We start from the raw sequence: 25,117 nt of genomic DNA, 5'->3' as shown, positions 1-25,117 counted from the left end.
CACTTCTCTGAGTCTTGTTCACCTCGAGCCGGATTCACGAGCGGTGCGTCTCGGCGCAAGGGGGAGAACATGAAGCTGTTGAGACCGGCCGGCGGCGCTCGGCGTGAATGGGTCGATTTCGCCAAGGGCGCGGCAATCCTGATGGTGGTCTACTACCACACGTCGCTCTACCTCGGCGATATCGGAGTCGAGAACACTCTCGGCCGCATCAAGATCGTCTTCGAGCTGTTCCCGATGCCGCTGTTCTTCCTGGTGTCCGGGCTCTTCGGCTCGCGGATCACCACCTGGAGCTTCCGCGACCTCTGGCGTCGGCGGCTGTACCCGCTGCTCTGGCTCTACGTCGTCTGGTCCGTCCTGCGCATGGCGTTCTACCTGATCGTGCCGCTCGCGAACGGAGGACTCGGTGAGCTGCCCGCGACCGACCCGCTGAATCTCCTCCTGCTGTTCTTCTGGCCCAGCAGCAGCTACTGGTTCATCTACGGACTCTTCCTCTTCACTCTCGGCGCCTGGCTTCTGCGCCGCGTCGACCACCGAGTGCAGGTGGCTCTCGCCGCGATCGTCGGAACGCTGTTCACCACCGGCCTGGTCAACACCACCAATGTCGGCTGGAACCGCATCGGCGCCCTGTTCGTCTTCTTCCTGGTCGGCACGCTCTACTCCAAGAAGATCATCCAGTTCGTCGAGCAGAAGGGGACCCGTGCTTTCCTCTTTGTGACTCCGGTCTTCGTGCTCCTGAGCGCCGTGCTCTTCCTCTTCCCGGTGCGCTGGGTGCCGTTCCTCGCGCTGGCCGGGCAGATGTCGGCGGTCGCGATGGGGATCCTCGTCTCCCGGCTCCTCTCGCGGGTCCGGTTCCTCGGCTTCTTCACCGTCTGCGGTGAGCGGAGCCTGCACATCTACCTGCTGCACCTCTACGTGATCGTCGCGTGTATCACCGTTCTGCGGGTGATCCTCCCGGAGGACCGCTCCGTCATCGGCGGGTTCGAGATCCCGCTCCTCCTGGTGGTGATGGCACTGGCAGTCGTCGTATCGCTGGTGGTCACGCGGTACCTCTCCAAGATCCGCTGGATCTACGTGCCTCCGGCCGCCCTCGGCGGCCCCGGAGCCAAGCGGCGCAAGCCCGTGGCCGTCCCTGCGCGCGGCGCGGGCGTGACCGCGGATCCCGCTGCTGTCCCGGCCGACGAGCCGGGCACCTCCCCCCGTTACGACGAGAAGAAAGCAGAGCCCCACGAGTGACGTCGATACGAGCACGCGGAGTCGGAGCCCTGGCGGTCCTGGTGGCCGTCGCCCTCGGCCTCGCCGGCTGCAGCCCCGATCCGGAGCCCGTCCGCACGCCGGACGGCTTCACCACCGAGAAGGCGATCGAGTACCGCTCGGTCGACGGCGTCTCGCTGAAGGCCGACGCCTGCCTCCCCACCGAGGGAGCCGGCGACCGGCCTGCGCTGCTGATGCTGCACGGCGGAGGCTTCATCGACGGCGGTCGTGACGAGGGCGGCATGTCGGAGTTGTGCGCCTACTACGCGCAGCGCGGCTACGTGTCGGTCACGGTCGACTACCGGCTGCTCCAGCAGAGCCGGTACCCCGGTCAGGTCGAGGATGCGCAGGCTGCCGTCGAATGGCTCCGCCAGCCCGCGCAGGTCGAGCGCTTCGGCCTCGACCCCGCGCGGATCGGCGTGATGGGCAGCTCTGCGGGCGCCATCATCGGAGCCACGCTGGGCACTCTCGGCGAGGGGCCCCTCACCGAGGGCTCGCGGGTCAAGGCGGTCGTCGCGTTCTCGGCGGTGGCCGACATGTCCTCGACCGGCATGTCGCTCGGCGACCCGCTGCCCGAGGCGAAGGAGCAGATCCTCGCCTACCTGGGCTGCGACGAGATCGACCCGCAGTCCTGCCCGCAGAGCGTGCAGGCCTCGCCGATCAGCTCGGTCGACGCCACTGACGCCCCGCAGATCTGGCTCACCTCCGAGGACGAGCTCGTCCCGGTCGAGCAGGCCGACGCGATGCAGGTCGCCCTGCAGGACGCTGGTGTGGAGTCCGAAGTCGGCGTGGACGGCTCGGGGCACCACGGCCTCCAGAACAACACCCCGAACAACAAGAAGGCGATCCTCGCCTTCCTCGAGGCCACCCTCTGATCCACCGGCCCCCGGACCGGTTCCGCGGGAGCGGACGACACCTCACGACGCTCAGCCAGACCCCCTGCACCCCGGTGCAGTCGACGAAAGGGACACTGAAACCATGACCTTGAACGGACTGTTCGCCGGGATCGGCCGGAGGTGGGTCGTCATCGTCGCCTTCGCTCTGCTCGGGGCCGTGGCGGCTCTGGTACTCAATTCCGTGCTGCTGCCGCAGTACAAGGCGGATGCACGCGTCTACGTCGCGGTCTCCTCGACCGGCGTCCTCTCCACCGCCGACCGGGTGGCCGCGAATAGTGCCGCCGCGCAGGCGACGGTCACCTTCGTCGCCCTCGGCACCTCCGACACGGTGCTCCAGGGAGTCATCGACGGCCTCGGCCTCGACGAGACCATCGAGGACTTCTCTAAGAGGGTGCAGGTCCTCTCCGAGCCGGAGTCCGTCGTGATCACCATCTCGGCGACCGACCCGTCGCCGGAGCAGGCCGCCGCCATCGCGAACGCTCTCGCGGCGCAGCTCGACGCGGCGGTGCAGGGCACTGACCCGACCACCACCGCCACCGGTGTCGCCGTGCCGCAGATCCAGCTCGAGGTCCTCAGCCAGGCGACCCCGCCGAAGCTCCCCGTCACCGGTGGCGCTCTGGTGCTGCTCGCGCTCGGGATCCTCGGCGGCGCGGTGGTCGGTACCGGCGTGGCCATCGTTCTCACCGCACTGGACCGTCGTATCCGCACGGGCGACGACGTCCGCTCCTCCCTGGACCGCCCGCTCCTGGGCATCGTCCCCGCCAAGGCCGCGAAGCTCGACGAACTGCTGAACACGACCGAGATCCCGGCACGCTACTCGGCCGTGGCGTTCGAGCTCGTCGCCCTCGCGCGGGACCGCTCGTTCTCGTCGTTCGCCGTCGCCCCCGCCTCCGCGAGCACCCCGCACGTCGCGGGCGCGGTGCTGCTCGCGAAGGCGCTCGCGCTGCTGGGCTCGTCGGTCGTCCTGGTCGACGGCACCGCGGAGGGCTCGGCCCTCGAGTCGGCCTCGGCCGGTCGGCCGGGTCTGCGGGAGGTGCTCGCGGGAGCCGCCTCGCTCGACGACGCGATCCTCCGGCGCCCCGCCGACCGCGTCGACCTGCTTCCCGCGGGCGCCGCGCAGGCCGGGACGCCGATGGCGATCGAGCCGCTGCGCTCGCTGGTCGAGGAACTCGAGAAGGTCTACGACGTCGTTCTCGTCGTCACGGGCACCCTCGGCGCGACCGAGCAGTCGATCACGTTCCGCGGAGTCGCCGACGCCGCCGTCCTCGTCCTGGTCGAGGGCCGGGTCGACGCCCCGCAGGCCGCCGCCGACCTGCACTGGATCGAGACCGCGGGCACGCCCGTCGTCGGGGCTGTCCTGCTGACGCGCCGCCGGCTCCAGAAGGCACCCGCGATCGTCTGACTCCGCGCGCCGCATCGCACGAGCGCACGCCCCGCTGAGAAGCCGGGCGTGCGCTCGTCCGTCCAGTGGCGAGGGAACAGGCTGATCGGCCCGGAGGCGTCCGCCACGGCCTCTGACGTCGCCGGCCTGCCACGGGCAGAGTCGCCGATTCTGCACCCGGGCGCGTGGTCGAGCGCCAGGCTGACGGATGACCGTCGCTTCATCGCACGCAGGCGACGACGTCGGCGACGCGGGAGAGAGTGAGCAACGACGTGATCCCGCAGGAAGCCGTGAGCCCCCTGATGCGTCGTCCATGATCGGATCGCTGAGGGGCATCGCGACCGCGACCCTCGCTTCCGCCGACGGAGGCGCCACCGTCGACGGCGGGGCCGCCCCTGGCCGCTCGGGCTGGACGCCGAGGGAACGCGGAACCGCCGCCGTCGAGGTGACGACGGCGGCGGTCCGAGCGGCGGTGCGGATGGGTCAGGGCGTGCAGGACACGTTGCCCACGACGTCCTTCCCGGAGTTCGAGCAGCGCAGCGTGTTGCCGCTCGTCGCCCATGTGGACGGCTGGTGCAGGTACACCGGTGCGTCCGTCGTCTTCAGGGCGAGGTTGCCGCTGATGGTGTTGTCGTTGCCCGAGCCGTCGGCCCGGGTGATGACCTGGTAGCCGTAGGTGGTCGTGCCCGAGGCGGAGTTGCCGGCGGCCAGCCAGCCGTTGCCCGAGACCAGGATCAGCGAGACGACGTCGCTGGCCAGTCGCGTGCCTCCGACGACCGTGTTGCCGAGGATGTTGCCGTCGAGCGTCCCCTCCTTCGCCTCGATCGGCTCGGCCCCGGTGTCGGTGATGCTGTTGTCGACCACCGCGATGCGGGCCGTGCGGTCCGGGTTGCAGCCGTTGTACTCGCACCAGTTGCGGTCCGAGGTGCCCACGTAGACGCCCTCGCCGTACTTGGCGGCGACAAGGCCGGTGCGGCGGATCGTGCTGCCGACGATCAGCGAGTCGGTGGTCTGGCTGCGGAAGTGGACTGCCTCGTAGCCGATGTCGGTCACGGTGAGACCGGCCATCCGCACTCCGCTGCTCGCGAGCACCTGGATGCCCTGGAACGAGCTGCGGACGGCGAAGCCGACGAGGTGCACGTCGCTCACTCCATTGAGCAGCAGGGCGGTGCCGCTGGATGTCGAGCCCGAGGACAGGACCGCGTTCGGGGAGCCGCAGATCCAGATCGAGCCGGACTGGGCCGCCGTGCCGCGCAGGGCGAACTTGCCGGTGTACCAGCCGTCGTCGAGGTGGATCACCTCGTTCGGGGAGGGCGAGGCGAGAGCTGCGGCCAGCTGGGCCGAGTTCGACACGGTCGTGGTCGCGGCCGGGCAGTCGAAAGCCGCGAGCAGAGAGGTGCGGGTGTCGATCAGCTCGGAGGCGGTGGTCGTCGGCTCCGTGAGACGGGAGTGGCGTCCGGCGTCATCGGTGGCCGACACCCAGTAGGTGTAGGCCCGTCCGGCCGCGGCGGTCTCGTCGCGGTACTGCCGCACCGGATCGGTGATCGTGGCGAGCACGGTCGAGCCCGAGCCGTCCTGAGCAGAGCGGTGCACCTCGTACGAGGTGATCCGCGAGCTGAACGGAGCGTCCCACGACACCGCGTAGCCGTCGGTCAGGGGCGAGAGCTCCACGCGGTCCGTCGCGAGCCCGTCCTCGGCGAGGACGAACGCGTCGATGATCAGGTTCTTGTCGGTCGAATTCGCGTTCTTGGTCCCCGTGTACGAGATCTTGACGGTGTGCGTGCCCTCGGACAGGCTCGTCGTCTCGTAGACCGGCACCTGGTACTGCGCGCTCGCGCTGTACCGGTCGACCTTGGTGACCGGGCCGCCGTCGACCGAGACCGCGGCGATTCCGGACGAGGAGGTCTTCCGGCTGATCCAGCGCCACGAGGTGCCGACGAACGTGAAGGACACCGAGCCCGCGGAAGTCAGGTACTTGATCGCTCCGCCGCTGTCGCCGCCGCTCATCGACTTCCACGAGCCGCTGTAGACGAGGGCCGGGTCGGTCTCCTCCACGGTGAGGCTGCTCGTTCCGGACGGATCGAGGACCCGCGCGGTGCTGCCTCCGCCGGTCTCGCCCTGCTCGACCTGCCCGGAGGAGCGGGTGACGTCGACAGCATCGATGACGAGGTTCTTGTCGGTCGCGGAGGCGTTCGCCCTGCCGCTCCAGGTGATCTTCAGTGTGTGGACGGTGTCGGCCAGGTCCTTCTTGGTGAAGACCGGCACCTGGTAGGCGGTGGTTTTCGTGTAGCGGTCGACCGAGGTGCTCGCGCCGTCGAGGGTCACCGTCGCGATGCCTGCCGAGGGGGTGGTGCGGCTCAGCCAGGTGACGCCGGTGCCGCGGAAGCTGAGCGAGACGGAGCCCGTGCTGTTCAGGAACCTGATCCCGCCGCCGCTGTCCCCGCCGGTCATGGTGCGCCACGAGCCGCTGTAGCTGAGCGAGGCGCTGCCCTCCTCGACTCGGACCGTCTTGCCCAGCCCGGGGTCGAGGGTCGCCGCCGAGGCGGCCGGCACGGTCAGCGGGGCGAGCAGGATGCCGAGGGCCGCGACCAGCGCGGTGGTCAGGGTGAGGCGCGCACGCCGTCGGCGGGCACGTGGCGGGTGGGACGCGTTCAGCGGGTTCACGATCGGCTCCGGGGTCATCGAGGGTGCGGCGACAAAGTTACGAGCAGGAATTCTCAAGGGGTGGCACTCGTCTTTCCGACGCTATAGAGGGGCTTCTTCGCTTTCGCTGCGATGAGAGGGATTCAGGTCGCGATCCCCCCGTTCGGGTGGGGCTCGCCGTTCGTCGGTGATTGTTCTCCCGGTGGAAGAGGGAATCGCCCGCCGCGCGTGTCGGCGCCGTGGTCACGTCATGGTGATCGATGGTGCTGAGAAGTCGTCGGAGCGGTGACCCACTCGGTGTCGATCCGTTGTTCTGCTCGAATTCCACCAGAAGTGGTCCTCTGTCCGCGGAACAGTGATCCTCTCCGCCCCGGACTGGGTGGATCCCGCCCTGGTCGGGCCGACCCGTGAGAATTGACCCCCCGTTCACCGGGCCGACTCCGCGGCGAAACACGGGAATGATGGGGTGTTCACTGGTGAGCACCGGTGCGCCCGCTCACGGAGGATCCGCCGCGGGAGAGCGGTGGTGCCGACGAGAGGGAGGACGAGATGGACGCTGCGACGACCACCCCTCAGCAGGCCGTCCCCGCCGCCGGACGCGGACGCCGCGTCCGGTCGGTGCTCGCGCGCCTCCTGCTCGTCCCGCTGGTCGTCCTCGCCCTGTTCGGCTCGGGGATCCCGCTCTATGTTGCTCCTCCGATCGACCCGATCCCCGAGCAGGCCGACGCCGTGTTCGTCCTCGGCCCCTCGACCAGGGCGCGGGTCGAGTTCGCACGCCGCATCATCACCTCCGGGGCCACCGACACGATGGTGCTCTCGGTGGGCCCTCAGGAGATGGCGGCGCCCTATGACGAGAAGAAGTACAAAAAGTGTAACGAGCCGGGCGGAGACGTCCTCTGCTATTCCGCGGATCCTCTCACCACCCAGGGAGAGGCGAGGAAGTTGCGCGACATGGCGGCCGAAAACGGCTGGGACCATGTCATCGTCATCACGAACTCACCCCACATCGCTCGGGCGCGAATGATCCTCGAGAGGTGCTATTCGGGCGAGATCTCGATGGTTCCCTCGGGGGAGCCGATGGGGCTCGACTATCTGATCGGCCAATATTTCTATCAGACCGGTGGATTCCTCAAGGCCTTCTTCGTGACCGCGAGCTGCTGACATCCGAGTGCGGGCAGTGCCTGCGCTAGTCTGCCCAGAGAACCGACGGCACTGTCATGCAGTCTCGGTGGATCCGATACTTTCACTGCCCGGCCACCCCCACGCGAACCCTCCGAAAGGCCCGCCCGTGACACCTGCCCGATCGATCTTCGCCGTGGGTCGCGGCCAGTACGAGAACATCGGCGACATCATCCTGCGCCGGCAGCTGCTCGACTGGCTTCGCGACTGCGGCCCACTGCACGTCTACGTCGGGCATTCGCCCTGGGGTTACGACGACGGGCTGCGCCTCGGGCCCGACGACGTGGTCTACCGCTCCCTCGTGCGCTGGTACGCGGCTCTCGCCCGCGAGGCGATCGCCGGTCGGGCGCACTCGGTGTTCAAGCCCGGCGAGATCCAGCTGACCCTGATCGGCATGAAGGAGCACCTCGTCATGCTCCCGGGCATCGCACTCGTGCGCCTCGGCGGTGGCCGGGTCGTCCGGGCCGGAGTCGGCGCCCGCAACTTCGCTCCGCTGCCCCGCGCAATCATGTGGCCGTCGATGGCGCTCTCGAACTACACCCGCTGGCGCGACGACAGGACCGCCGCCTACATGCGGGTCGGTGCGGCCATGCCCGACCTCGGCTACGGCGAGGGCGCGAGCGACGACGAGCTCCGCGCGTTCGCCGCGCAGCCGGACGAGGAGCGGCGCGTGCTCGTCCTCTCCCTCCGCGAGGACCACGAGGTGGACGCCCGGCCCTACCCCGAGGAGGAGTGGCTCGCCGCGGTCAAGGGCTACGCCGAGCGCGAGGCGCTGGACATCGTCGTGGTGACCCAGGTCGCCGTCGACGCCGAGCGCTCACGCCGCCTCGCGGCCGATCTCGACGCGGACATCCTCGACTGGGACCCGGCGCACACCCACGACCAGCACGAGATCCTGCTGCGCGAGCTCTACCGCCGCACGCGTCTCGCTCTGAGCGACCGCCTGCACGTGATCATCATGGCGTTCACCGAGGGCGCGGCTCCGGTGAGCCTTCAGATGGACGCGTCCACCAAGTCCTCCCGTCACTTCGAGACCATCGGGATCCACGGCGTCACCGTCGACATGTCGCGCACCGAACCGGAGCGCGGGATCGAGACCATCACCGCCGTCGCGGCGCGCCGGAGCGACCTGCTCGAGAAGCTGCTCGTCGCCAGGGGACGCCTCCGCGGCGTCCGCGACGACATCCAGGCGCTGCTCGCCGTCCCGGCGCGCTCGACTCCCACCGGCACGACCACGCGGGTGCATCACGTGGGCCGTAGCGGCGAAGTGCCGGGAGGCATGACCCAGGTGGTCAACGGCTACCTGCGCTGGCCGTTCGACCGCTCCGATGTGCGGGTCATCCCCTCCAGGTCCGCTCCGGGAGAGCACGTCACCGCCGCGCGGCTCGCCGCCGCCGCCGCCGCGCGCATCGTCGCGCTCTCGCGGCGCGACCCCGGCAGCGTCATCGTCGTGCACCTCTCCGAGCGCGGCTCGTTCCTCCGCGAGGGCTCGCTGCTGCGCCTCGCGCACCGCCTCGGTCTGCGGACCGTCGCGCACCTGCACGGCAGCGAGTTCGCTGCCTTCACCGCCGCGCATCCGCGCCTGGTCGCGGGCGTCCTGCGCAGCGCCGACGAGATCATCACTCTCTCGGAGCAGACCTCGGTGATCTGCCGCCGCATCGTCCCGGCCGAGCGCGTGCACCTCGTGCCCAACGCTCTCGAGCGGGGTACCCCGCGCGAGAAGACCCGCACCGTGGTCTTCGGAGGCGTCGTCAGCCACCGCAAGGGCGTCGACGTGCTGCAGAAGGCCTGGGCGAAAGTCGAGGGAGCCGAGGGCTGGAGGCTGCTGATCGCCGGCCCGATCCGCGAGCCCGAGGTCGTCGACCGCAGCGTGCCGGGGATCGAGTTCCTCGGCTCGCTCGAGAACGCCCGGCTCCTCCAGCTGCTCGACGAGGCGGCGGTCGCCGTCCTGCCCTCGCGCGACGAGGCGATGCCGATCTTCATCCTCGAGGCCCTCGCCCGCGACGCCGCCGTCGTCTCGACCGCGGTCGGCGGCATCCCCGAGGTGCTCGGCGAGGGCTGCGGGAGGGTCGTCGCGCCGGGCGACGTCGACGCTCTCGCGGCGGCGCTCACCGAGCTCATCACCGATGAGGACGCGCGCGCGGCGGTGGTCGCGAAGGCGGGGGCGCGGTTCCGCGAGCGCTTCTCCGCCGACGCCGTCTTCCCCCGCATCGAGGAGGTCTGGCTGGGCACGCCGGCCGCCTGAGTCGCCTGCGACTTCACCTCGGATCCCGTCCGCCTCCCCTCCGGGGCCGTGGGCGGCGCGCGGGGAGCGTAAAATCGCTGGAGTCCGCGGCGCCGTGCCGTCGCGAGTCCTCGCCCGCCGGCCGTCCCGAGCGTGAGCACCGACCGCACCCCCAGAGAGGCTCGACCGTGGCCAACGCCAACGCCGCCGACTCCGACCGCCGCCTGTGGACCCTGCCCCTCGCGCGCGCGGTGATCGCGGCCGTCGCCGGCTGCGTCGTCACCTTCTCGCCCGACCACGGTCCCGCCTTCGGTCTCGCCGTGTTCGGCGGCTTCGCCCTCGCGAGCGGAGCGGTCTCGCTCGCGCTCGGCCTGCCCGTCTGGTCGGGGCGCGCCCGCCCGCTCGCGCTCGGCTCCGCTGCGCTCACCCTCGCCGCCGGTGTCGCCGCGCTGATCGCGCTCCCCGTCGCCCACCTGCTCTCCTTCGTCGCGCTCGTCGCCGGCTGGGCTCTGCTCTCGGGCTTCCTCGAGTTCTCGAGCGGACGCCGCGGCCACGGTCTCGCCGCCCGGGACTCCGTGGTCGTCGGGATCGGCACGATGCTGCTCGGAGCGGCCTTCGGCCTCCTCCCGCCGCACCCCGTCGTCACGGTCGGCCTGCTCGGCGCCTATGCCGTGATGCTCGCCGTCTACCTCGCCATCGCGGCGTTCTCGCTCAAATGGGCCGTCGGCGCCGACGCTGCCACCGGACACGATCCCGTCGCCCCCACGACACCGACCTCCGGAGGAGACCGATGACCGCCGAAGGCCAGACCCCCGAGCCCTCGCCCGAGCCTCCGGAGGTCGCCGCGAGCACCTTCCAGCCGACCCGCAAAGACCGCCTGCGCCCGCTCGAACTGATCGGCTTCTCCGCCGTGATGGCTGTTTTCGTCGGCGTCGTGGTTCTGCTCTCCACTCGCGAGCCCGTCGTCGCTCTGCTCTCCTTCGGGATCACCTTCATCATCGTGCTCGTCGCCATCGCGATGTTCTCGCTCACCTTCAAGCCGGACGACGCCGAGATCGCCGACATCGACGAGCAGGACGCGCGGCACTGAGCCTCCCGGGCTGAGGGGTGGCCGCTGCCTCCCCACGGTCGGCGGAGCGGGGAGGCGGGCGTGGCGCCGCGCGGAACCGCTCGGCGCGGGCGGTGCGCCGCGAGCGGGTGGGGCCGGCGGGTGGCCGTGGGCGCTCGCGGCGGCGCGTGCTCGCCGCAGCAGCAGTGTCAGCCCAGGCGGTCGACCAGGGCGGAGGCGAGCCCCGTGTACCCCGCGGGCGTCAGCGCGAGGAGGCGCGCCTTCGCGGCCTCGCCGATGTCGAGGGCCTGCACGAACACCGCGAGGTCCTCGGCGCTGAGGCGCTTGCCGCGCGTGAGGTCCTTCAGCAGCGCGTACGGGTCCGTGATCGACGAACGGCCCGCCGCCACCTCCGCGCGGATCACCGTCTGGATCGCCTCGGCGAGAACCTCCCAGTTGCCGTCGAGATCGGCGGCGAGTGCGGCCGGGTCGAGGTCGATCTCGAGCAGGCCGCGGGCGATGTTGTCGAGGGCGAGGAGCGAGTGCCCGAACGCGACCCCGATGTTGCGCTGCGTGGTGGAGTCGGTGAGGTCGCGCTGCAGGCGCGAGGTCACGAGCGTCTGCGCGAGGGAGTCGAGCAGTGCGCTGGAGAGCTCGAGGTTCGCCTCGGCGTTCTCGAAGCGGATCGGATTGATCTTGTGCGGCATCGTCGACGAGCCCGTCGCTCCGGCCTGCGGGATCTGCCGGAAATAGCCGAGCGAGATGTAGGTCCAGACGTCGGTGCAGACGTTGTGCAGGATCCGGTTGGCGTGAGCCGCCCTGCCGTACAGCTCCGCCTGCCAGTCGTGCGACTCGATCTGCGTCGTGAGCGGGTTGAAGGCGAGCCCGAGCGAGGCGACGAACTCCTCGGCGACGGTCGGCCAGTCGGTGCCGGGGTCTGCCGCGAGGTGCGCGGCGAACGTGCCCGTCGCTCCGCTGAACTTGCCGAGGTACTCGGTGGCCTCGACCTGGGCGATCACGCGCTCGAGTCGATACGCGTAGACCGCGAACTCCTTGCCCATCGTGGTCGGAGTCGCCGGCTGGCCGTGGGTGCGGCTCAGCATCGCCTCGTCGCGGTAGCGGACCGCCAGCTGCCGCAGCGAGCCGGCGACCGAGCGCAGCTTCGGCAGCCAGATCTCGTCGACCGCTCGGCGGACGACGAGCGCGTACGAGAGGTTGTTGATGTCCTCGCTCGTCGCGGCGAAGTGGGTCAGTTCGGCGATCCTCCCGAGCCCGAGTTCCTCGAGCCACTGGCGGACCAGGTACTCCACGGCCTTCACGTCGTGGCGGGTGCGGGCCTCGAGCGCGGCCAGCTCGTCGATCTCGGGCTGTCCGAACTCGCGGGCGCGGCGCCGCAGCTCCTCGGCGGTCGCGGCGTCGACCGGCTCCGAGCCGAAGAGGCGGCGATCGGTCAGGGCGAGCAGCCACTCGACCTCGACGTGCACGCGCGCGCGGTTCAACCCCGCCTCCGAGAGGTGCTCGCCGAGGGAGGAGACGGCGCCGCTGTAGCGCCCGTCGAGGGGGCTCAGCGGCTGGGGGGGGAGCGAGGTCATGCGGTGGTGCCTTCCGGTTCTCGGTGGTCCTGCGCGAGGGCGGCGCCTGAGAGCGCCTCGGCGGGGGCGGACCGGACCGAGCGATTGCCGCGCAGTCCGGGTTCGATCTGGGCGAAGAGTGCCCGGCAGGCGTGTTCGATGAGCCGGAGGACCGAGTCGAACGCCGCCGCATCGGAATAGTAGGGGTCGGGGACGTCGCCCTGCGGAGAGAGGCTCGGTTCGAACGCCAGCAGACGGCGGATCTTCTGGCGGTCGACGTCGGTGCGCGCCCAGGAGCGCAGCGCCCGCTCGTGGCCGTGGTCGAGCGCGACCACGAGGTCGAACTCGGCGAACCGGGACGGGTCGAACAGCTGGGCGCGGTGGCGGCCTCCATCGAAGCCGTGCCGTTCCAGCGCGTCGAGGGCGCGGTGGTCGGCGTGCTCGCCGAGGTGCCACTCCCCGGTGCCTGCCGAGCTGATCTCGATGGCGGAGCCGAGGCCCGCCCGCTCTGCGAGCGAGCGCAACACGACCTCGGCCATCGGCGACCGGCAGATGTTGCCGGTGCAGACGAAGCACACGGCGAAGGCCGAGGGTGCGGGGGTGTCGGGGGTCACCCGCCCATCATGGCGCACCGCGGCTCCTGCACAGCGGGCCGATTCCGGCCGTTCTCCACGGATCGACGGGCCGCTGCCGCGACAGGGAACGCCGCCGCCCAGGCTGGGTCCCGGGGGCGCCGCCTCAGTCCTGACGGCGGCGGAGGAAGGGGCGAAGGAGGAGACCGATGAACCAGTTCACGAGGGCCAGCACGAGGGCGCCCAGCACTCCCCACCAGAACCCGTCGACCACGAGCCCGAATCCGAAAAGGCCGCTGATCCATGCGGTCAGCAGCAGGAGGAGTCCGTTGACGATGAACGAGATCAGTCCCAGCGTGAGCAGATACAGGGGGAAGGCGAGCACTCGCACGGTGCCGCCCACCACCGCGTTGACGAGTCCGAAGATCACCGCGACGAGGAGGTACGTCAGGATCGCCGCGGTCGTCCCCTCCTCGTACGGATCGACGCGCACGCCCGCGACGACGAGGGTCGTCAACCAGATCGCGACTGCGTTGGTCAGGAGGCCGAAGAGGAGTCTGCGCATGCCTCAACTATCCCCGTCGGCGCTGTGCATCGCGAGTCGGCGCCCCGAGCGGGGTGGCCGCCCCGAGCGTGGCCGGAGTCGGCGAGGCGCTGCGGAGCAGGGTGCGCGGGCGTGCGGTGTGACGGCTGTGTCGATCCCTCCGCCTAGCATGGAGCGGGTGACCGACCAGCAGGAGCCTCCCGTCCGCCTCCGCCCCGAGATCCTGGCGCTGCCCGCCTACAAGCAGGGTCGAGCGGGCGATGCCGATGCCGTCAAGCTCTCCTCCAACGAGAACCCGTTCGACCCGCTGCCCTCGGTGCTCGAGCGGGTCCGCGAGGTCGACGACTTCAACCGGTATCCCGATGCGGCCGCCACCGTTCTGCGCACGGCGCTCGCCGCCCAGTACGGCGTCGGGATCGACGAGGTCATCGTCGGAGCCGGGTCCGTCGCGGTCATCGCCCAGCTCGTCAGCGCGGCTGCCGGTCCCGGCGACGAGGTGGTCTACGCCTGGCGGTCGTTCGAGGCCTACCCGTCCCTCGTCACCACGGCCGGAGCGACGAGCATCCGCGTTCCGCTGCGCCCCGACGACACACACGATCTCGACGCGATGGCCCAGGCCGTCACCGAGCGCACGCGCTTGATCATCGTGTGCAGCCCCAATAACCCCACCGGCACGATCGCCACGGCGGACGACGTCGAGGCCTTCCTCCAGCGGGTCCCGAGCGATGTGCTCGTTCTCCTCGATGAGGCGTACGCCGAGTTCGTCGGCGACGACAGGGCGGTCGACGGCGCCCTTCTGCTCGGGCGGTACCCCAACCTCGTCCTCGCGCGCACGTTCTCGAAGGCCTACGGTCTCGCCGGGCTCCGGGTCGGCTACGCGATCGGCCACTCGCGCGTCCTCGACGCCGCACGCTCGACCGCGATCCCGCTCTCGGTGACCAGGTTCGCCGAGACCGCGGCCGTCGCCTCCCTCGAGCACCGCGAGGAGCTCCTCGAGCGGGTGCACCGCATCACCCGCCTCCGCGACGACCTCTGGCGCGCGCTGCTCGACCAGGGCTGGAGCATCCCCGAATCGCAGGCGAACTTCCTCTGGCTCGACACCCGCGACGAGACCGCCGCGGCAGCAGCGGTGTTCGAGCGCGCCGGCGTCATCGTGCGCGCCTTCCCCCCGGAGGGCATCCGCGTCTCCATCGGCGAGGCGAGCTCTGTCGACAAGCTCCTCAGCGCGGCGGGCGAGATTGTGGATTCCCTCCCTGAGGGCCATCGGGCCAGGCGGATAGGTTAGTCGGGTGGTAGCCACCAGTACGGAGTCGCCGACGGTCCAGTTCCTCTCCGCGGACGGGCGGTTCTCACCGACCCCCGCCGCCGAGCAGTACGCGTCCTACCTCGACGGGGTCGACGAGCAGCTGCACCGCTCCTTCTACCGCGAGATGGCGGTGGTCCGCCGCTTCGACATCGAGGCCGCGAACCTCCAGCGCCAGGGTCAGCTCGGCCTGTGGGTCCCGAGCCACGGGCAGGAGGCGGCGCAGGTCGGCTCCGCATTCGCCATGCGCCCGCAGGACCACGTGTTCCCCTCGTACCGCGAGCACGTCGTCGGCAAGATCCGCGGCGTCGACCTGTTGGGCGTGCTCGCCCTGCTGCGCGGCACGACCCACGGAGGCTGGAACCCGAGTGACCCGGCGAACGGCAACTTCCACCTCTACACCCTGGTGCTCGGCTCACAGGCCCTGCACGCCACCGGCTACGCGATGGGACTGACCCTCGATGGAGCCACCGGCACGGGCGACCCCGAGAAGGATGCGGCGGTGGTGGTCTACTTCGGAGATGGCGCCTCCAGCCAGGGCGACGTCAGTGAGGCCATGGTCTTTGCCGCGAGCTACCGGACGCCCGAGGTCTTCTTCCTCCAGAACAACCACTACGCGATCTCGGTGCCCGTGGCCACGCAGTCGCGCAGCCCGCTCTACCTCCGCTCCTCCGGCTTCGGTATCCCCGGAGTCCAGATCGACGGGAACGACGTGCTTGCCAGCTTTGCCGTCACGGCCAAGCACCTCGGCGACGCTCGCTCGGGCGGTGGGCCCCAGTTCATCGAGGCGCTCACCTACCGGATCGGGGCGCACACCTCGAGCGACGACCCCACGAAGTACCGCACCGACGACGAGCTCGCCTCCTGGGTCGCCAGAGACCCGATCACCCGCTTCGCCGCCTACCTGCGCGGCGAGGGTGCGTCGCAGTCCTTCTTCGACGAGGTCGACGAGGAGGCTGCCGACTTCGCGGCCGACATCCGCCGCCGTCTCCTCACGCTCGAGCCACCGCCCTCCGAGGTGATCTTCGACCACGTCTACTCGGAGCCCCACGCGCTCGTCGAGGAGCAGAAGGCGTGGCTCCAGCGCTACGAAGAATCGTTCGGAGGCGAGTGATGACGATCGACACCACGACGGCGGCTGCGCAGACCGCGCTCACCGGGACTCAGCTCGAGTCGATGTCCATGGCCAAGGCGCTCAACGCCGGTCTCCGCCGGGCGATGACGCACGACGACCGCGTCCTGCTGATGGGTGAGGACATCGGCCCGCTGGGCGGTGTGTTCCGCATCACCGAGGGGCTGCACGCCGAGTTCGGAGCAAAGCGCGTGCTCGACACGCCGCTCGCCGAGTCCGGCATCGTCGGCACAGCGATCGGCCTCGCGATGCGCGGGTTCCGGCCGGTCTGCGAGATCCAGTTCGACGGCTTCATCTACCCGGCGTTCGACCAGATCACCTCGCAGCTCGCCAAGATGACCAACCGGCACGAGGGCTCGGTCACGATGCCCGTCGTCATCCGCGTGCCCTACGGCGGGCACATCGGAGCGGTCGAGCACCACCAGGAGAGCAACGAGGCGTACTTCGCGCACACGGCAGGTCTCCGCTCGGTCAGCCCCTCCACTCCGAACGACGCCTACTGGATGATCCAGGAGGCCATCGCCTCCGACGACCCGGTCATGTTCTTCGAGCCCAAGAGCCGCTACTGGCCCAAGGGCGAGGTCGACCTGGGCGGATCCGCGGTGCCGCTGCACGCCTCCCGCATCGTCCGCCAGGGCAGCGAGGTCACGCTGGTCGGCTGGGGGCCGATGGTCTCCGTCCTGCTCCAGGCCGCCGAACTCGCCGGTGAGGAGGGCACGAGCGTCGAGGTCGTCGACCTGCGCTCGATCTCCCCGATCGACTGGGAGCCGCTGCTCGCGTCGGTCCGCAAGACCGGCCGGCTCGTCGTCGCGCAGGAGGCGTCAGCCCACGTGAGCCTCGGCTCCGAGATCGCCGCGACGGTCACCGAGCGCGCCTTCTACTCGCTCGAGGCCCCCGTGCTACGCGTCGCAGGCTTCGACACCCCCTTCCCGCCCGCCAAGGTCGAGAAGCTCTTCCTCCCCGACGTCGACCGCGTGCTCGAAGCCGTCGACCGCTCGCTCGCGTACTGACGCGCGCGATATCCCCGCACGAGCCCACAGGAGTCCCGCCGATGACCGAACAGTTCCTCCTCCCCGACGTGGGAGAGGGCCTCACCGAGGCCGAGATCGTGGCCTGGAGGGTCAAGGTCGGCGATGAGGTCGCCGTCAACCAGGTGCTCGTCGAGATCGAGACCGCGAAGTCCCTCGTCGAACTGCCGTCGCCGTTCAGCGGCACAGTGGTCGATGTGCTCGTCGAGGAAGGCCAGACGGTCGACGTCGGCACGGCGATCATCACCGTGCAGGCCGGAGCCGGCACCGTCGGCTCCGAGGTGCCGGCCATCCCGGCGCACCCGGCGCAGGCGGCCACGCCTCCCGCGCCGTCCACGACCGAGCCGGGCGAGGGCTCCGGAGCCGCGCTCGTCGGCTACGGCACCGCCGGCGCCCACGTCGCGACCCGCCGCCGCCGCCCGAGCGCGAGTGCTCCCGCCGCCGCACCCGCCCGGCCTGCGGCACCGCCGCGCCCCTCCTCCGTGCCGGCCGCCGCCGCGCTGCCCGTGATCGCGAAGCCGCCCATCCGCAAGCTCGCCAAAGACCTCGACGTCGACCTCCTGGAGGTGCAGGCCACCGGTCTCGCCGGCGAGGTCACCCGCGACGACGTCATCCGCCACGCCTCCCAGGCCAGCGTCTTCCGCAACATCCAGACCCCCGCGTGGGGTGACGACCGCGAAGAGCGGATCCCCGTCCGCGGCGTCCGCAAGGCCATCGCCGCCGCGATGTCGGCCAGCGCCTTCACCGCTCCGCACGTCAGCGTCTTCGTCGATGTGGACGCCACCCGCACCATGGAGTTCGTGAAACGGCTCAAGAACTCGCCCGACTTCGCCGGAGTCAAGGTCTCGCCGCTGCTCATCATGGCGAAGGCCATCATCTGGGCCGTCCGCCGCAACCCCACGGTGAACTCCGCCTGGACCGACACCGAGATCGTCGTCCGCCACTACGTCAATCTCGGCATCGCCGCTGCGACTCCGCGCGGCCTGCTCGTCCCCAATGTCAAGGACGCGCAGTCGATGAGCCTCCTCGAACTCGCCCAGGCACTCGAGAAGCTCACCCTCGACGCCCGCGACGGCAAGACCACAGCGGCCGACATGCAGAACGGCACCATCACCATCACGAACATCGGTGTCTTCGGCATGGACACGGGCACGCCGATCCTGAACCCCGGCGAGGTCGCGATCATCGCCCTCGGCACGATCAAGCAGAAGCCGTGGGTCGTCGACGGCGAGGTCCGCCCCCGCTTCGTCACCACGGTCGGCGGCTCCTTCGACCACCGCGTCGTCGACGGCGACGTCGTCAGCCGTTTCGTCGCCGACGTGGCCAGCGTGCTGGAGGAGCCGGCGCTGCTGCTGGACTAGATGTCCTGCCCGGGGACGTTGCTGAGTCTGCTGATGGGTGGTCCCGCGATGGCGGTGTGGTGTCGGTGGTGATTGTCGAAGTGCAGCCAGTGGGGGGAGCGTTGCTGCGTTGGGAGTCTGACGTGTAGTGGCGGGCGTAGGCCCAGCCGCCGGCGAGGGTGCGCCGGAAGCGTTCGATCATGCCGTTGGTCTGTGGCCGGTAGGGGGCGCCCGTCGAGTTGTGTGTGAGTGCGTGGTCCTCGGGGGTGCAGAGGTCGCGGTCGATTCGTGCGGGAATGCGAAGGAGAGCTGTTCGAGTGCTTCTCTCCCGTTCACCCTCGCCCCGGAGGCGTCAGCCCTGCGTGCGCGGCGGCGCCGAGCTCTCTCGCAGGACGAGTTCCGGGCGCTCGGAGGAGAAGATCGCGCCGGTCTCTCCGTCCATCGCGCGCAGCAGGAGGCGGAAGCCGCGTCGGCCGAGGCCCGCGAAGTCCTGGCGCACGGTGGTGAGGCTCGGGGTCCACATGCGGGCGAGCGGGTGGTCGTCGAAGCCGACGACGCTGATGTCCTCGGGGACCCGCTTGCCCGCCTCCGTGATGCCCTTGATGACGCCCATCGCGATCTCGTCGTTGCCGCAGAAGACCGCGGTGACGCTCGGATCCTCGACCAGCAGGTGCGCGAGGCGGCGTCCCGACTCCGGCTCCCAGGACGCCTCGAGCGGAGTAGGGGCGGTGGCCACGCCTGCGGCCTTGAGCGCGCGGCGCCAGCCGGTCGTCCGTCCGTCCTCGCGGCGCGACGGAGGGACGCGCACGTGGTGCACGGTCGCGTGGCCGAGCGACAGCAGGTGCTTGGTGAGGGCCTCGGCGGCGTGCAGCTCGTCGAGCACGGCCTGCGGCACGGTGCGGCCGCGGACCCCCGAGAGCGCCACGACGGGCAGATCGGGCGGGAGCGCGGCGAGCATCGCGACGCCGGGCGGGTCGAACTTCAGGACGGCGATGCCGTCGGGGCTCTGGTTGAGCACCAGCGAGAGTGCGCGCTCGACGTGCTCGGGGTCGGTGGTCTCGACCACCGTGATGGTGACGGTGTAGCCGCCGGCGCGCGCCTCCTCCTCGATGCCCCTGATCGCCTCGGCGTAGCCGTACTGCGAGGTGTTGCCCGCGACCACCGCGATGGTGCGCGAGCGGCGGGTGACGAGGGTGCGCGCGGCGGCGCTCGGGCGATAGTTCAGCTCGGCGATGGCGGCGAGGACGCGCTCGCGCTTCTCGGGGGCGACCCGGGCGGCGCCGGTCAGGACGCGCGAGACCGTCGGCACCGAGACTCCGGCGAGCCTCGCGACATCGGCGATGACCGGGGTCTTCGTCGTCCTCTCGCGTGCCACGCCGTCCCGCTTCCGTCCTCGGCCGTCTTGGAGGTGGACGGCGAGCCACGGCGGAGCGGGTGCCGCCGGAGCTTCGTCGCGCGCCCCGGACGACGTCACTTCACCGCGCCGCTCGTGATGCCCGAGATGATCTTGCGCTGCGCGAAGACGAACACCAGCAGGAGGGGCAGGCTCATCAGGATGATATAGGAGAAGATCAGATGCCAGTTCTGCAGGTACAGCCCCGCGCTGGCCACCTGATAGAGGTTCAGCGGCAGCGTGTCGAGCCGCCCGCCGACCACGAAGAGCGCGTAGAACACGTCGTTCCAGATGTAGAGGCAGATCAGGATCGTCGCGGTCGCGAGCACGGGCATCAGCAGCGGCAGGATGATCGTGAAGAACACCCGGATGGGGCGCGCGCCGTCGACGCGGGCCGCCTCCTCGAGCTCGGCCGGGATGGTGCGGACGAAACCGGTGACGAAGAAGATCACCGTCGAGAGGTACATCCCCATGTACACGCCGACCATGCCCACGGCGGTGCCGGCGAGGCCGAGCTGACGTAGCAGGAGCACGACCGTCACCACGGCGGGCGGGAGGACGATGCCGCTGATCGCGAGCGCGTAGACGAGAGCCATCCCGCGGCCGGTGCGGCGGCCGAGGATCCAGGCCGCCATCGAGCCGAGCACCAGCACGCCGAGCACCGAGGGCACCATCACGAGGACGCTGCCGAGGAACGCCGGCACCATCCGGCCGTCGGTGAAGACGGTCGCGACGTTCTCGAAGAGCTGCCACTGCGAGGGGGCGGCGAGGTTGGGGTTCAGCGCCTCCGCCTGGGTCTTGCCCGCGGTGCTGACGATAAGCCAGAACGGCACGCCCAGCAGCAGGACGACGGAGGCGAGCGCGGCGGCGGGCTGCGCGAAGCGGCCGAGACGGCGGGCCGGCCGGGATGGTGCGGACGGCCGGGATGGTGCGGACGGGCGGGACACGGTGGTGGCGCTCACAGGACGTCCTCTCGACGGCGCAGGATGCGGATGACGGGGAAGGCGAGCACGGCGACGGTCACGAAGAGGAGGAGGCTCATCGTGGTCGCCTGCGCGAACAGGCCCTGCCCGAAGGTGCGGAAGATGAAGATGTTGAGCAGCTCGGTGGTGCCGCCCGGGCCGCCCTCGGTGGTGGCCTGCACGATGTCGAAGCCGTTCATCGAGCCGAGCAGCGCGGTCGCGACGTTGAAGGTGAGAGCCGGGGCAATCAGCGGGAAGCGGATGTCGCGGAAGGTCTGCCACCACGAGGATCCGTCGAGGCGCGCGGCCTCGAGCACGTCGCCCGAGATGGTCTTGAGGCCCGCCAGGTAGATCAGCATCGAGAGGCCCATCCACTTCCAGGAGTGGATCAGCGCGACGACCACAATCGTCCAGGTGGTGTCCCCGAGCCACGCGATCGAGACGCTCTGGCCGGTGACGAACGAGAGGATGTCGTTCAGCGCGCCGTCGGGCTTGAGCAGTGCTTGGAACACATAGCCGACGGCGAGGGCCGACATGATCACGGGGATGAAGAACATCACGCGGGCGAAGCGGTTGACCCGGGTGTCCTTCTCGAGGAGCAGCGCCAGGATCAGCCCGAACAGGTTCTGGAAGACCGCGACCAGCACGGCGTAGACCAGGGTCACCCGCAGCGCCTGCAGCAGCGTGCCGCTCTGGAACAGGTCGACGAAGTTCGAGGTTCCGACGAACCCGATCGCCGACTTGAAGCTCGACCAGTCGGTGAACGCGTAGACGAAATTGAACAGGGTCGGCACAAAGAAGAAGACGACCAGCACCACGAGCGCCGGCACGAGGAAGACCAGCGGGTGGTCGGAGCGGCGGACTCGGGGCCGCGGGGCCCCGGCGCGGACGCTCGTCAGGATCCGCGGTGTCGCGGTGGCTCGGGTGGTGGACAACGCACTGCCTTTCGAGAGAGGGAATGGGGGCCCCGCCGCGTGACGGGACCCCGCGATCGGCGGCTAGAAGCCGGTGGCTCCCTGAGCCTTGGCGAGCTGGGCGAACTGGTCCTGCGTGGCCTGCGCGACCTCCTCCGGGGTCTTGGTGCCCTGGATCATGTCGGCGAGGTAGATGTACAGGTCGGGGTTCGCGATGGCCAGGGCCTGCATCGAGCCGACCGAGTCGCCGATGGAGTCGCTGACCGAGACGAGCGCGGTGGGCACGCTGTCGGGAGTGGTGACCGAGGGCATGAGCGAGATGGTGTCCTCGGCCGTCACGAAGTCGGAGTAGCCGTCGCCGAGCCAGTAGGAGAGGAACTGGCGCGAGGCCGCCTCCTTCTTCTCGTCCCCTGTCGCGAAGGCTACGAGCGCGTTCGACTGGTCGGGGATGACGGTGCCGACGTTTCCCGAGGGTGAGATCGGGAAGAAGCCGATCGTGTCGTTCAGGGTCTCGGTGTCCGACAGCGACTGCAGCTGGCCGAAGAACGAGTTGACCTGCACGACCATCGCCGCGTCTCCCGCGAGCAGGGCCGCGCCCTGGTCCTCGAAGGTCGCGGTCGTGATGTCGTCGTTGAAGAGGCCCTCGTCGATCAGGCCCTTGTAGGAGTCGATCGCGCCCTGGATGGTCGGGTCGGTGAAGGTCTCCTCGCCCGAGTTGACGCGATCCCAGAGTCCGTCCTTGGCGGCGTCGGCGAGCTGCACCTGCACCCACCACTGGGTGGCCCAGCGGTCGCCGCCCATCTCGTAGAAGGGGGTGACTCCCTTGTCCTTCAGCTGGCGGCCGAGCTCGACGAACGAGTCCCAGTCGGTCGGGACGTCGGTGATGCCGTTCGCCTCGAAGACCTTCTTGTTGTAGTAGACGCCCTCGACCGCGGGGGTCGAGACGAGCGCGGCGTAGCGGGTGTCGTCGAGCAGGCCGGTGATGTCCTTCAGCGACGGATCGACGTCCTCGAGCCAGGGAGCGCCGTCGAGGTTCTGTAGGTTCGACGAGGCGTTGAGCGCGGTGAGCTGCGAGGCGGTCGGCTGCCAGAAGGCGAGGTCGGGCTTGTCGCCGGTGGCGACCTTGGTCTGCACGCCCTGCTCGTAGGGGTCGGGGATGGTCTCGATGTCGACCGTGGCGCCGGTGAGCTTCTCGAAACCGGCCACGACCGACTCCGGGACCTTGTTCGAGTTCTGCGCTGCCCAGATTGTCAGGTCGGTGCCGGAGAGGTCGGTGTCCTGAGCGGGCCAGTCGGCGGGAGCGGCCGAGCCGCCTCCGCCGCCGGCGCCGGGGTCGCTGCATCCGGCGAGGAGCAGGGCGGATGCCGCGGTGAGGACGACGGCGCTGAGGAGTGACTTCTTCATCGAAATACTCGAGCTTTCTCTCGTGGCGAGGGGACGCCGGGTCGGAGTCGACCCGGCGGCGGGTGGGGGTTCAGGAGGGACGGAGGGACAGTCGGAAGGTGCGCGCGGAGGGTCCGGTGCCGGCGGGCCGGACGCGGAGCCGTCCGGTGCCGGGGTCCCACTCGGTGGCCCACGCGGTGAGGGTCGCGGGGAAGACGACCGAGACGTCGAGGTCCTGCCCGATCCGCTCGGGGAGGTGCAGCACGACGTCGTCGGCACCGCTGCGGCGCCAGACCGACACGAGGTGCTCGGCGTCGGTCCGCAGTGCCAGGGCGACCGCGCCATCGGTCCAGCCGGGCAGGCCGAGCGGCCAGCGGGGAGTGGACGAGGCGATCGTCCCGCGGAGCGTCTTCGCCGCGGTCACGGCGTCGTGCACCAGGGCGAGCTGGGGGTCGGTCATCTGGTTGAGGTAGCCCGAGAGGTAGAAGCGGCCGAGCAGGCCGGTGACGAGGCAGAAGGCGATCTCCTCGTCGTCCATGTCGGCCTGCGGGTAGGCCCAGCTGGCCGCCTGCTCTGGCAGGAGCATCATCGGCGCGGCGGCCGCGATCGGCGGATACAGGCGGAAGTCCTGCTGGTCCGAGGTCGACTGCATCTGCAGTCGCGACATCACGGCCCAGTCCTGCCGCATCGCCCCGGAGGAGCAGCTCTCGATCACGAGGGTCGGGTGCCGGTCGAGCAGGGCGTCGAGCCAGGCCAGGTAGGCGCGGTTGTGGCCGAGCAGACCGTCACCGACGGAGTCGGAGGCGACGTCGGTACCGGGGCCGGCGTCGATGTTGTAGTCGAACTTGAAGAAGCCGACGCCGAAGTCGGCGACCAGACGGTCCACCGTCGCGTCGAGGTGGGCGACGGCCGCCGGGTGGCGCAGGTCGAGGTGATAGCGCTCGTGCTCCTCGACGCGGACTCCGGAACGCTGGAGGAACGCGTCGTCGGGGAGGCGGCCGGCCATCGGGCTGTCGACGCCGATCACCTCCGGCTCGAGCCAGAGACCCGGCACGAGGCCGTGACCGTGGATCCGCTCGACGACCTCGCCGAGGCCGCCCGGGAAGCGCTTCGCGGACGGCTGCCACTCGCCCACGCTGCTCCACCAGCCGCTGGGCACGCCGCTCTCGTCGTACCACCCGGCGTCGATGCAGAAGATCTCGGCACCCGCGGCGGCCGCGGCGTCGATCAGCGGCAGCAGCTTCTCGGTGGTCGGATCGCCGTTCAGGGTGTTCATGTAGTCGTTGAAGACGACCGGCATGGCGGCGTTGTCGGGGTGCGCGCGGCGACTCGCGCGGCGGCTGCGGGTGAGGGCGTCGATGGCCGCATCGGCGTCGCGGCCGAGAGCGAGCGTGACGGGGACGGAGCGGAACTCCTCTCCCTGGGCGAGGGGCCGGATCCAGCCGTGATCGCGGTCGGTCGGGCCCGAGAGCGCGAGCGTGCCGCCGTCGATGTCCTCGCCGACCTCCCAGCGCCAGGCACCGTTGTGCTCGATCTGCCAGACGAGCGCTGCGTCGGGCGCGGCCAGGCCGCCGACGGGGAGGTCGGAGCCCGTCGACCAGCTGCCCGCCGAGACCGCACCGACCGCGCCGCGCGGGTCGTGGCCGGTGATGTCCTCGCGGAGGATGACGAAGCCGGAGTCGCGGACAGGCCCGCTGCGCCAGCGCCCCTCTCCCAGCCAGTCGTTCTCGCCGCGCAGCAGCGACCAGCGGGTGAAGGCGTCCTTGCCGGATGCTCCGGGCTGCGCGCCGAGGTCGGCGCTCCACGAGGCGACCGAGCGGACGACCTGCGGCGTGAGGGCGCGGACGACGACCTCGGAGGTGACGGCCGCGACCCCGGGGACCTGCCGCAGGATCGCTGTGGCCGCGACGCCGAACGAGGTGGCCTCGGTGTCGATCTCGAGGATCTCCACCCCGCCGACCGAGCTCTCGCGGTGAGCGGTGTAGCGCAGGGCGGCGCCGATCCGGGTGTGGGTGAGGCGCGAGGTGGCGGGATCGTGCCCGGCGGCCGCGGTCGTGATCTCGAGGAACGGGGCGACGTGCGTCGCCTCCAGGCGGACGTCCGCGGCCTCGAGGGCGACGAGGGCGACCGGGGATCCGGGCGAGCAGTCGAAAGTCAGTCGGAGTCCCTCGCGGGTCCCCCAGGTCAGCTGCTCGGGCACAGGAGCTCCTCGTCGTCGCGGAGTGGGAAGGGCGTCGCCCCGGATCCGGGGCTGGGACGATACTGATACCGATTTCACGAAAGCGCAAGCGGGTGGTGAAAGCGTTATCTGACAGCGATCACGCCGACCGTCTCGTCTTCGCTGCACACCTGG

20 protein-coding genes and 1 pseudogene are annotated in these 25,117 nt (G+C 70.4%); 11 read left to right on the top strand and 10 right to left on the bottom strand.

The window, feature by feature from the left end; genetic code table 11:
• Window positions 1–69 precede the first annotated feature (69 nt).
• The 3 genes from GSU10_RS13745 to GSU10_RS13735 all read left to right on the top strand — a co-directional run bounded on the left by GSU10_RS13745 (window position 70) and on the right by GSU10_RS13735 (window position 3,549).
• The gene (locus tag GSU10_RS13745; RefSeq protein WP_068208719.1) at window positions 70–1,233 is read left to right on the top strand and encodes an acyltransferase family protein; all 1,164 of its coding nucleotides are present in this window, start codon (window positions 70–72) and stop codon (window positions 1,231–1,233) included.
• On the top strand, window positions 1,230–2,126 hold the full coding sequence (locus GSU10_RS13740; protein WP_068208717.1) for an alpha/beta hydrolase: 897 nt from the start codon (window positions 1,230–1,232) through the stop codon (window positions 2,124–2,126). Before GSU10_RS13745 ends, GSU10_RS13740 begins: the two co-directional genes overlap by 4 nt.
• A 103-nt stretch (window positions 2,127–2,229) precedes the next feature.
• Window positions 2,230–3,549 carry a Wzz/FepE/Etk N-terminal domain-containing protein gene (locus GSU10_RS13735; RefSeq protein WP_068208715.1) on the top strand — a complete coding sequence of 440 codons (1,320 nt, stop codon included), beginning with the start codon at window positions 2,230–2,232 and terminating at the stop codon, window positions 3,547–3,549.
• A gap of 462 nt (window positions 3,550–4,011) precedes the next feature.
• On the opposite strand, the gene GSU10_RS13730 is transcribed toward GSU10_RS13735, so the two are convergent.
• A complete protein-coding gene (locus GSU10_RS13730) occupies window positions 4,012–6,192 on the bottom strand; it encodes a hypothetical protein (RefSeq protein ID WP_132505062.1) in 2,181 nt (726 codons plus the stop codon).
• A 528-nt stretch (window positions 6,193–6,720) separates the two neighbouring features.
• Between GSU10_RS13730 and GSU10_RS13725 the strand changes: the two genes are divergently transcribed.
• From GSU10_RS13725 to GSU10_RS13710, 4 genes are all read left to right on the top strand, one after another.
• Window positions 6,721–7,332, top strand: coding sequence for a YdcF family protein (locus GSU10_RS13725; protein ID WP_068208750.1), 612 nt, complete (start codon window positions 6,721–6,723; stop codon window positions 7,330–7,332).
• A 127-nt stretch (window positions 7,333–7,459) separates the two neighbouring features.
• Window positions 7,460–9,595: a glycosyltransferase family 4 protein gene (locus GSU10_RS13720; RefSeq protein ID WP_132505061.1), complete on the top strand. Its 2,136-nt coding sequence runs from the start codon at window positions 7,460–7,462 to the stop codon at window positions 9,593–9,595.
• 167 nt (window positions 9,596–9,762) lie between these two features.
• Window positions 9,763–10,368: an aromatic acid exporter family protein gene (locus GSU10_RS13715; protein ID WP_068208708.1), complete on the top strand. Its 606-nt coding sequence runs from the start codon at window positions 9,763–9,765 to the stop codon at window positions 10,366–10,368.
• Window positions 10,365–10,664 carry a hypothetical protein gene (locus tag GSU10_RS13710; protein ID WP_236713526.1) on the top strand — a complete coding sequence of 100 codons (300 nt, stop codon included), beginning with the start codon at window positions 10,365–10,367 and terminating at the stop codon, window positions 10,662–10,664. Before GSU10_RS13715 ends, GSU10_RS13710 begins: the two co-directional genes overlap by 4 nt.
• A 167-nt stretch (window positions 10,665–10,831) precedes the next feature.
• Here GSU10_RS13710 and purB read toward each other — a convergent pair whose 3' ends face one another.
• The 3 genes from purB to GSU10_RS13695 form a co-directional block, all read right to left on the bottom strand.
• Complete coding sequence (gene purB / locus GSU10_RS13705; RefSeq protein WP_068208705.1) at window positions 10,832–12,214, bottom strand: adenylosuccinate lyase; 1,383 nt, start codon at window positions 12,212–12,214, stop codon at window positions 10,832–10,834.
• Complete coding sequence (locus tag GSU10_RS13700) at window positions 12,211–12,807, bottom strand: low molecular weight protein-tyrosine-phosphatase (RefSeq protein WP_068208702.1); 597 nt, start codon at window positions 12,805–12,807, stop codon at window positions 12,211–12,213. The genes purB and GSU10_RS13700 overlap by 4 nt, the downstream gene beginning before the upstream one ends.
• Before the next feature lie 124 nt (window positions 12,808–12,931).
• The gene (locus GSU10_RS13695) at window positions 12,932–13,330 is read right to left on the bottom strand and encodes a phage holin family protein (protein WP_068208699.1); all 399 of its coding nucleotides are present in this window, start codon (window positions 13,328–13,330) and stop codon (window positions 12,932–12,934) included.
• Window positions 13,331–13,478: 148 nt separating this feature from the next.
• Between GSU10_RS13695 and hisC the strand changes: the two genes are divergently transcribed.
• The 4 genes from hisC (at window position 13,479) to GSU10_RS13675 (ending at window position 18,133) form a co-directional block, all read left to right on the top strand.
• Window positions 13,479–14,594, top strand: coding sequence for a histidinol-phosphate transaminase (gene hisC, locus GSU10_RS13690; RefSeq protein WP_082844985.1), 1,116 nt, complete (start codon window positions 13,479–13,481; stop codon window positions 14,592–14,594).
• 4 nt (window positions 14,595–14,598) lie between these two features.
• A complete protein-coding gene (locus tag GSU10_RS13685; protein WP_132505060.1) occupies window positions 14,599–15,726 on the top strand; it encodes a thiamine pyrophosphate-dependent dehydrogenase E1 component subunit alpha in 1,128 nt (375 codons plus the stop codon).
• 62 nt (window positions 15,727–15,788) lie between these two features.
• Window positions 15,789–16,754, top strand: a complete 966-nt coding sequence (locus GSU10_RS13680; RefSeq protein ID WP_413784020.1) for an alpha-ketoacid dehydrogenase subunit beta — start codon at window positions 15,789–15,791, stop codon at window positions 16,752–16,754.
• A 41-nt stretch (window positions 16,755–16,795) separates the two neighbouring features.
• Window positions 16,796–18,133, top strand: a complete 1,338-nt coding sequence (locus tag GSU10_RS13675) for a dihydrolipoamide acetyltransferase family protein (protein WP_132505058.1) — start codon at window positions 16,796–16,798, stop codon at window positions 18,131–18,133.
• Here the strand turns inward: GSU10_RS13675 and GSU10_RS15540 are convergent.
• From GSU10_RS15540 to GSU10_RS13650, 6 genes and pseudogenes are all read right to left on the bottom strand, one after another.
• Window positions 18,130–18,338: pseudogene (locus GSU10_RS15540) on the bottom strand (integrase core domain-containing protein); the annotation flags it as partial. The gene GSU10_RS13675 and the pseudogene GSU10_RS15540 overlap by 4 nt on opposite strands.
• A gap of 126 nt (window positions 18,339–18,464) precedes the next feature.
• A complete protein-coding gene (locus tag GSU10_RS13670) occupies window positions 18,465–19,487 on the bottom strand; it encodes a LacI family DNA-binding transcriptional regulator (RefSeq protein WP_068211299.1) in 1,023 nt (340 codons plus the stop codon).
• Window positions 19,488–19,582: 95 nt separating this feature from the next.
• Window positions 19,583–20,467, bottom strand: a complete 885-nt coding sequence (locus GSU10_RS13665; RefSeq protein WP_082845149.1) for a carbohydrate ABC transporter permease — start codon at window positions 20,465–20,467, stop codon at window positions 19,583–19,585.
• Window positions 20,464–21,402: a carbohydrate ABC transporter permease gene (locus GSU10_RS13660; protein ID WP_236713609.1), complete on the bottom strand. Its 939-nt coding sequence runs from the start codon at window positions 21,400–21,402 to the stop codon at window positions 20,464–20,466. The genes GSU10_RS13665 and GSU10_RS13660 overlap by 4 nt, the downstream gene beginning before the upstream one ends.
• Window positions 21,403–21,465: 63 nt before the next feature.
• Entirely contained in the window at window positions 21,466–22,785 is a 1,320-nt protein-coding gene (locus GSU10_RS13655; RefSeq protein WP_068211296.1) for an ABC transporter substrate-binding protein, read from the bottom strand.
• A gap of 70 nt (window positions 22,786–22,855) precedes the next feature.
• On the bottom strand, window positions 22,856–24,964 hold the full coding sequence (locus tag GSU10_RS13650; RefSeq protein WP_068211289.1) for a glycoside hydrolase family 36 protein: 2,109 nt from the start codon (window positions 24,962–24,964) through the stop codon (window positions 22,856–22,858).
• Between the last annotated feature and the right edge of the window lie 153 nt (window positions 24,965–25,117).

The organism is Rathayibacter tanaceti (assembly GCF_009834165.1).
Lineage (GTDB): Bacteria > Actinomycetota > Actinomycetes > Actinomycetales > Microbacteriaceae > Rathayibacter > Rathayibacter tanaceti.
This window is presented reverse-complemented; position numbering and strand designations above follow the sequence as displayed.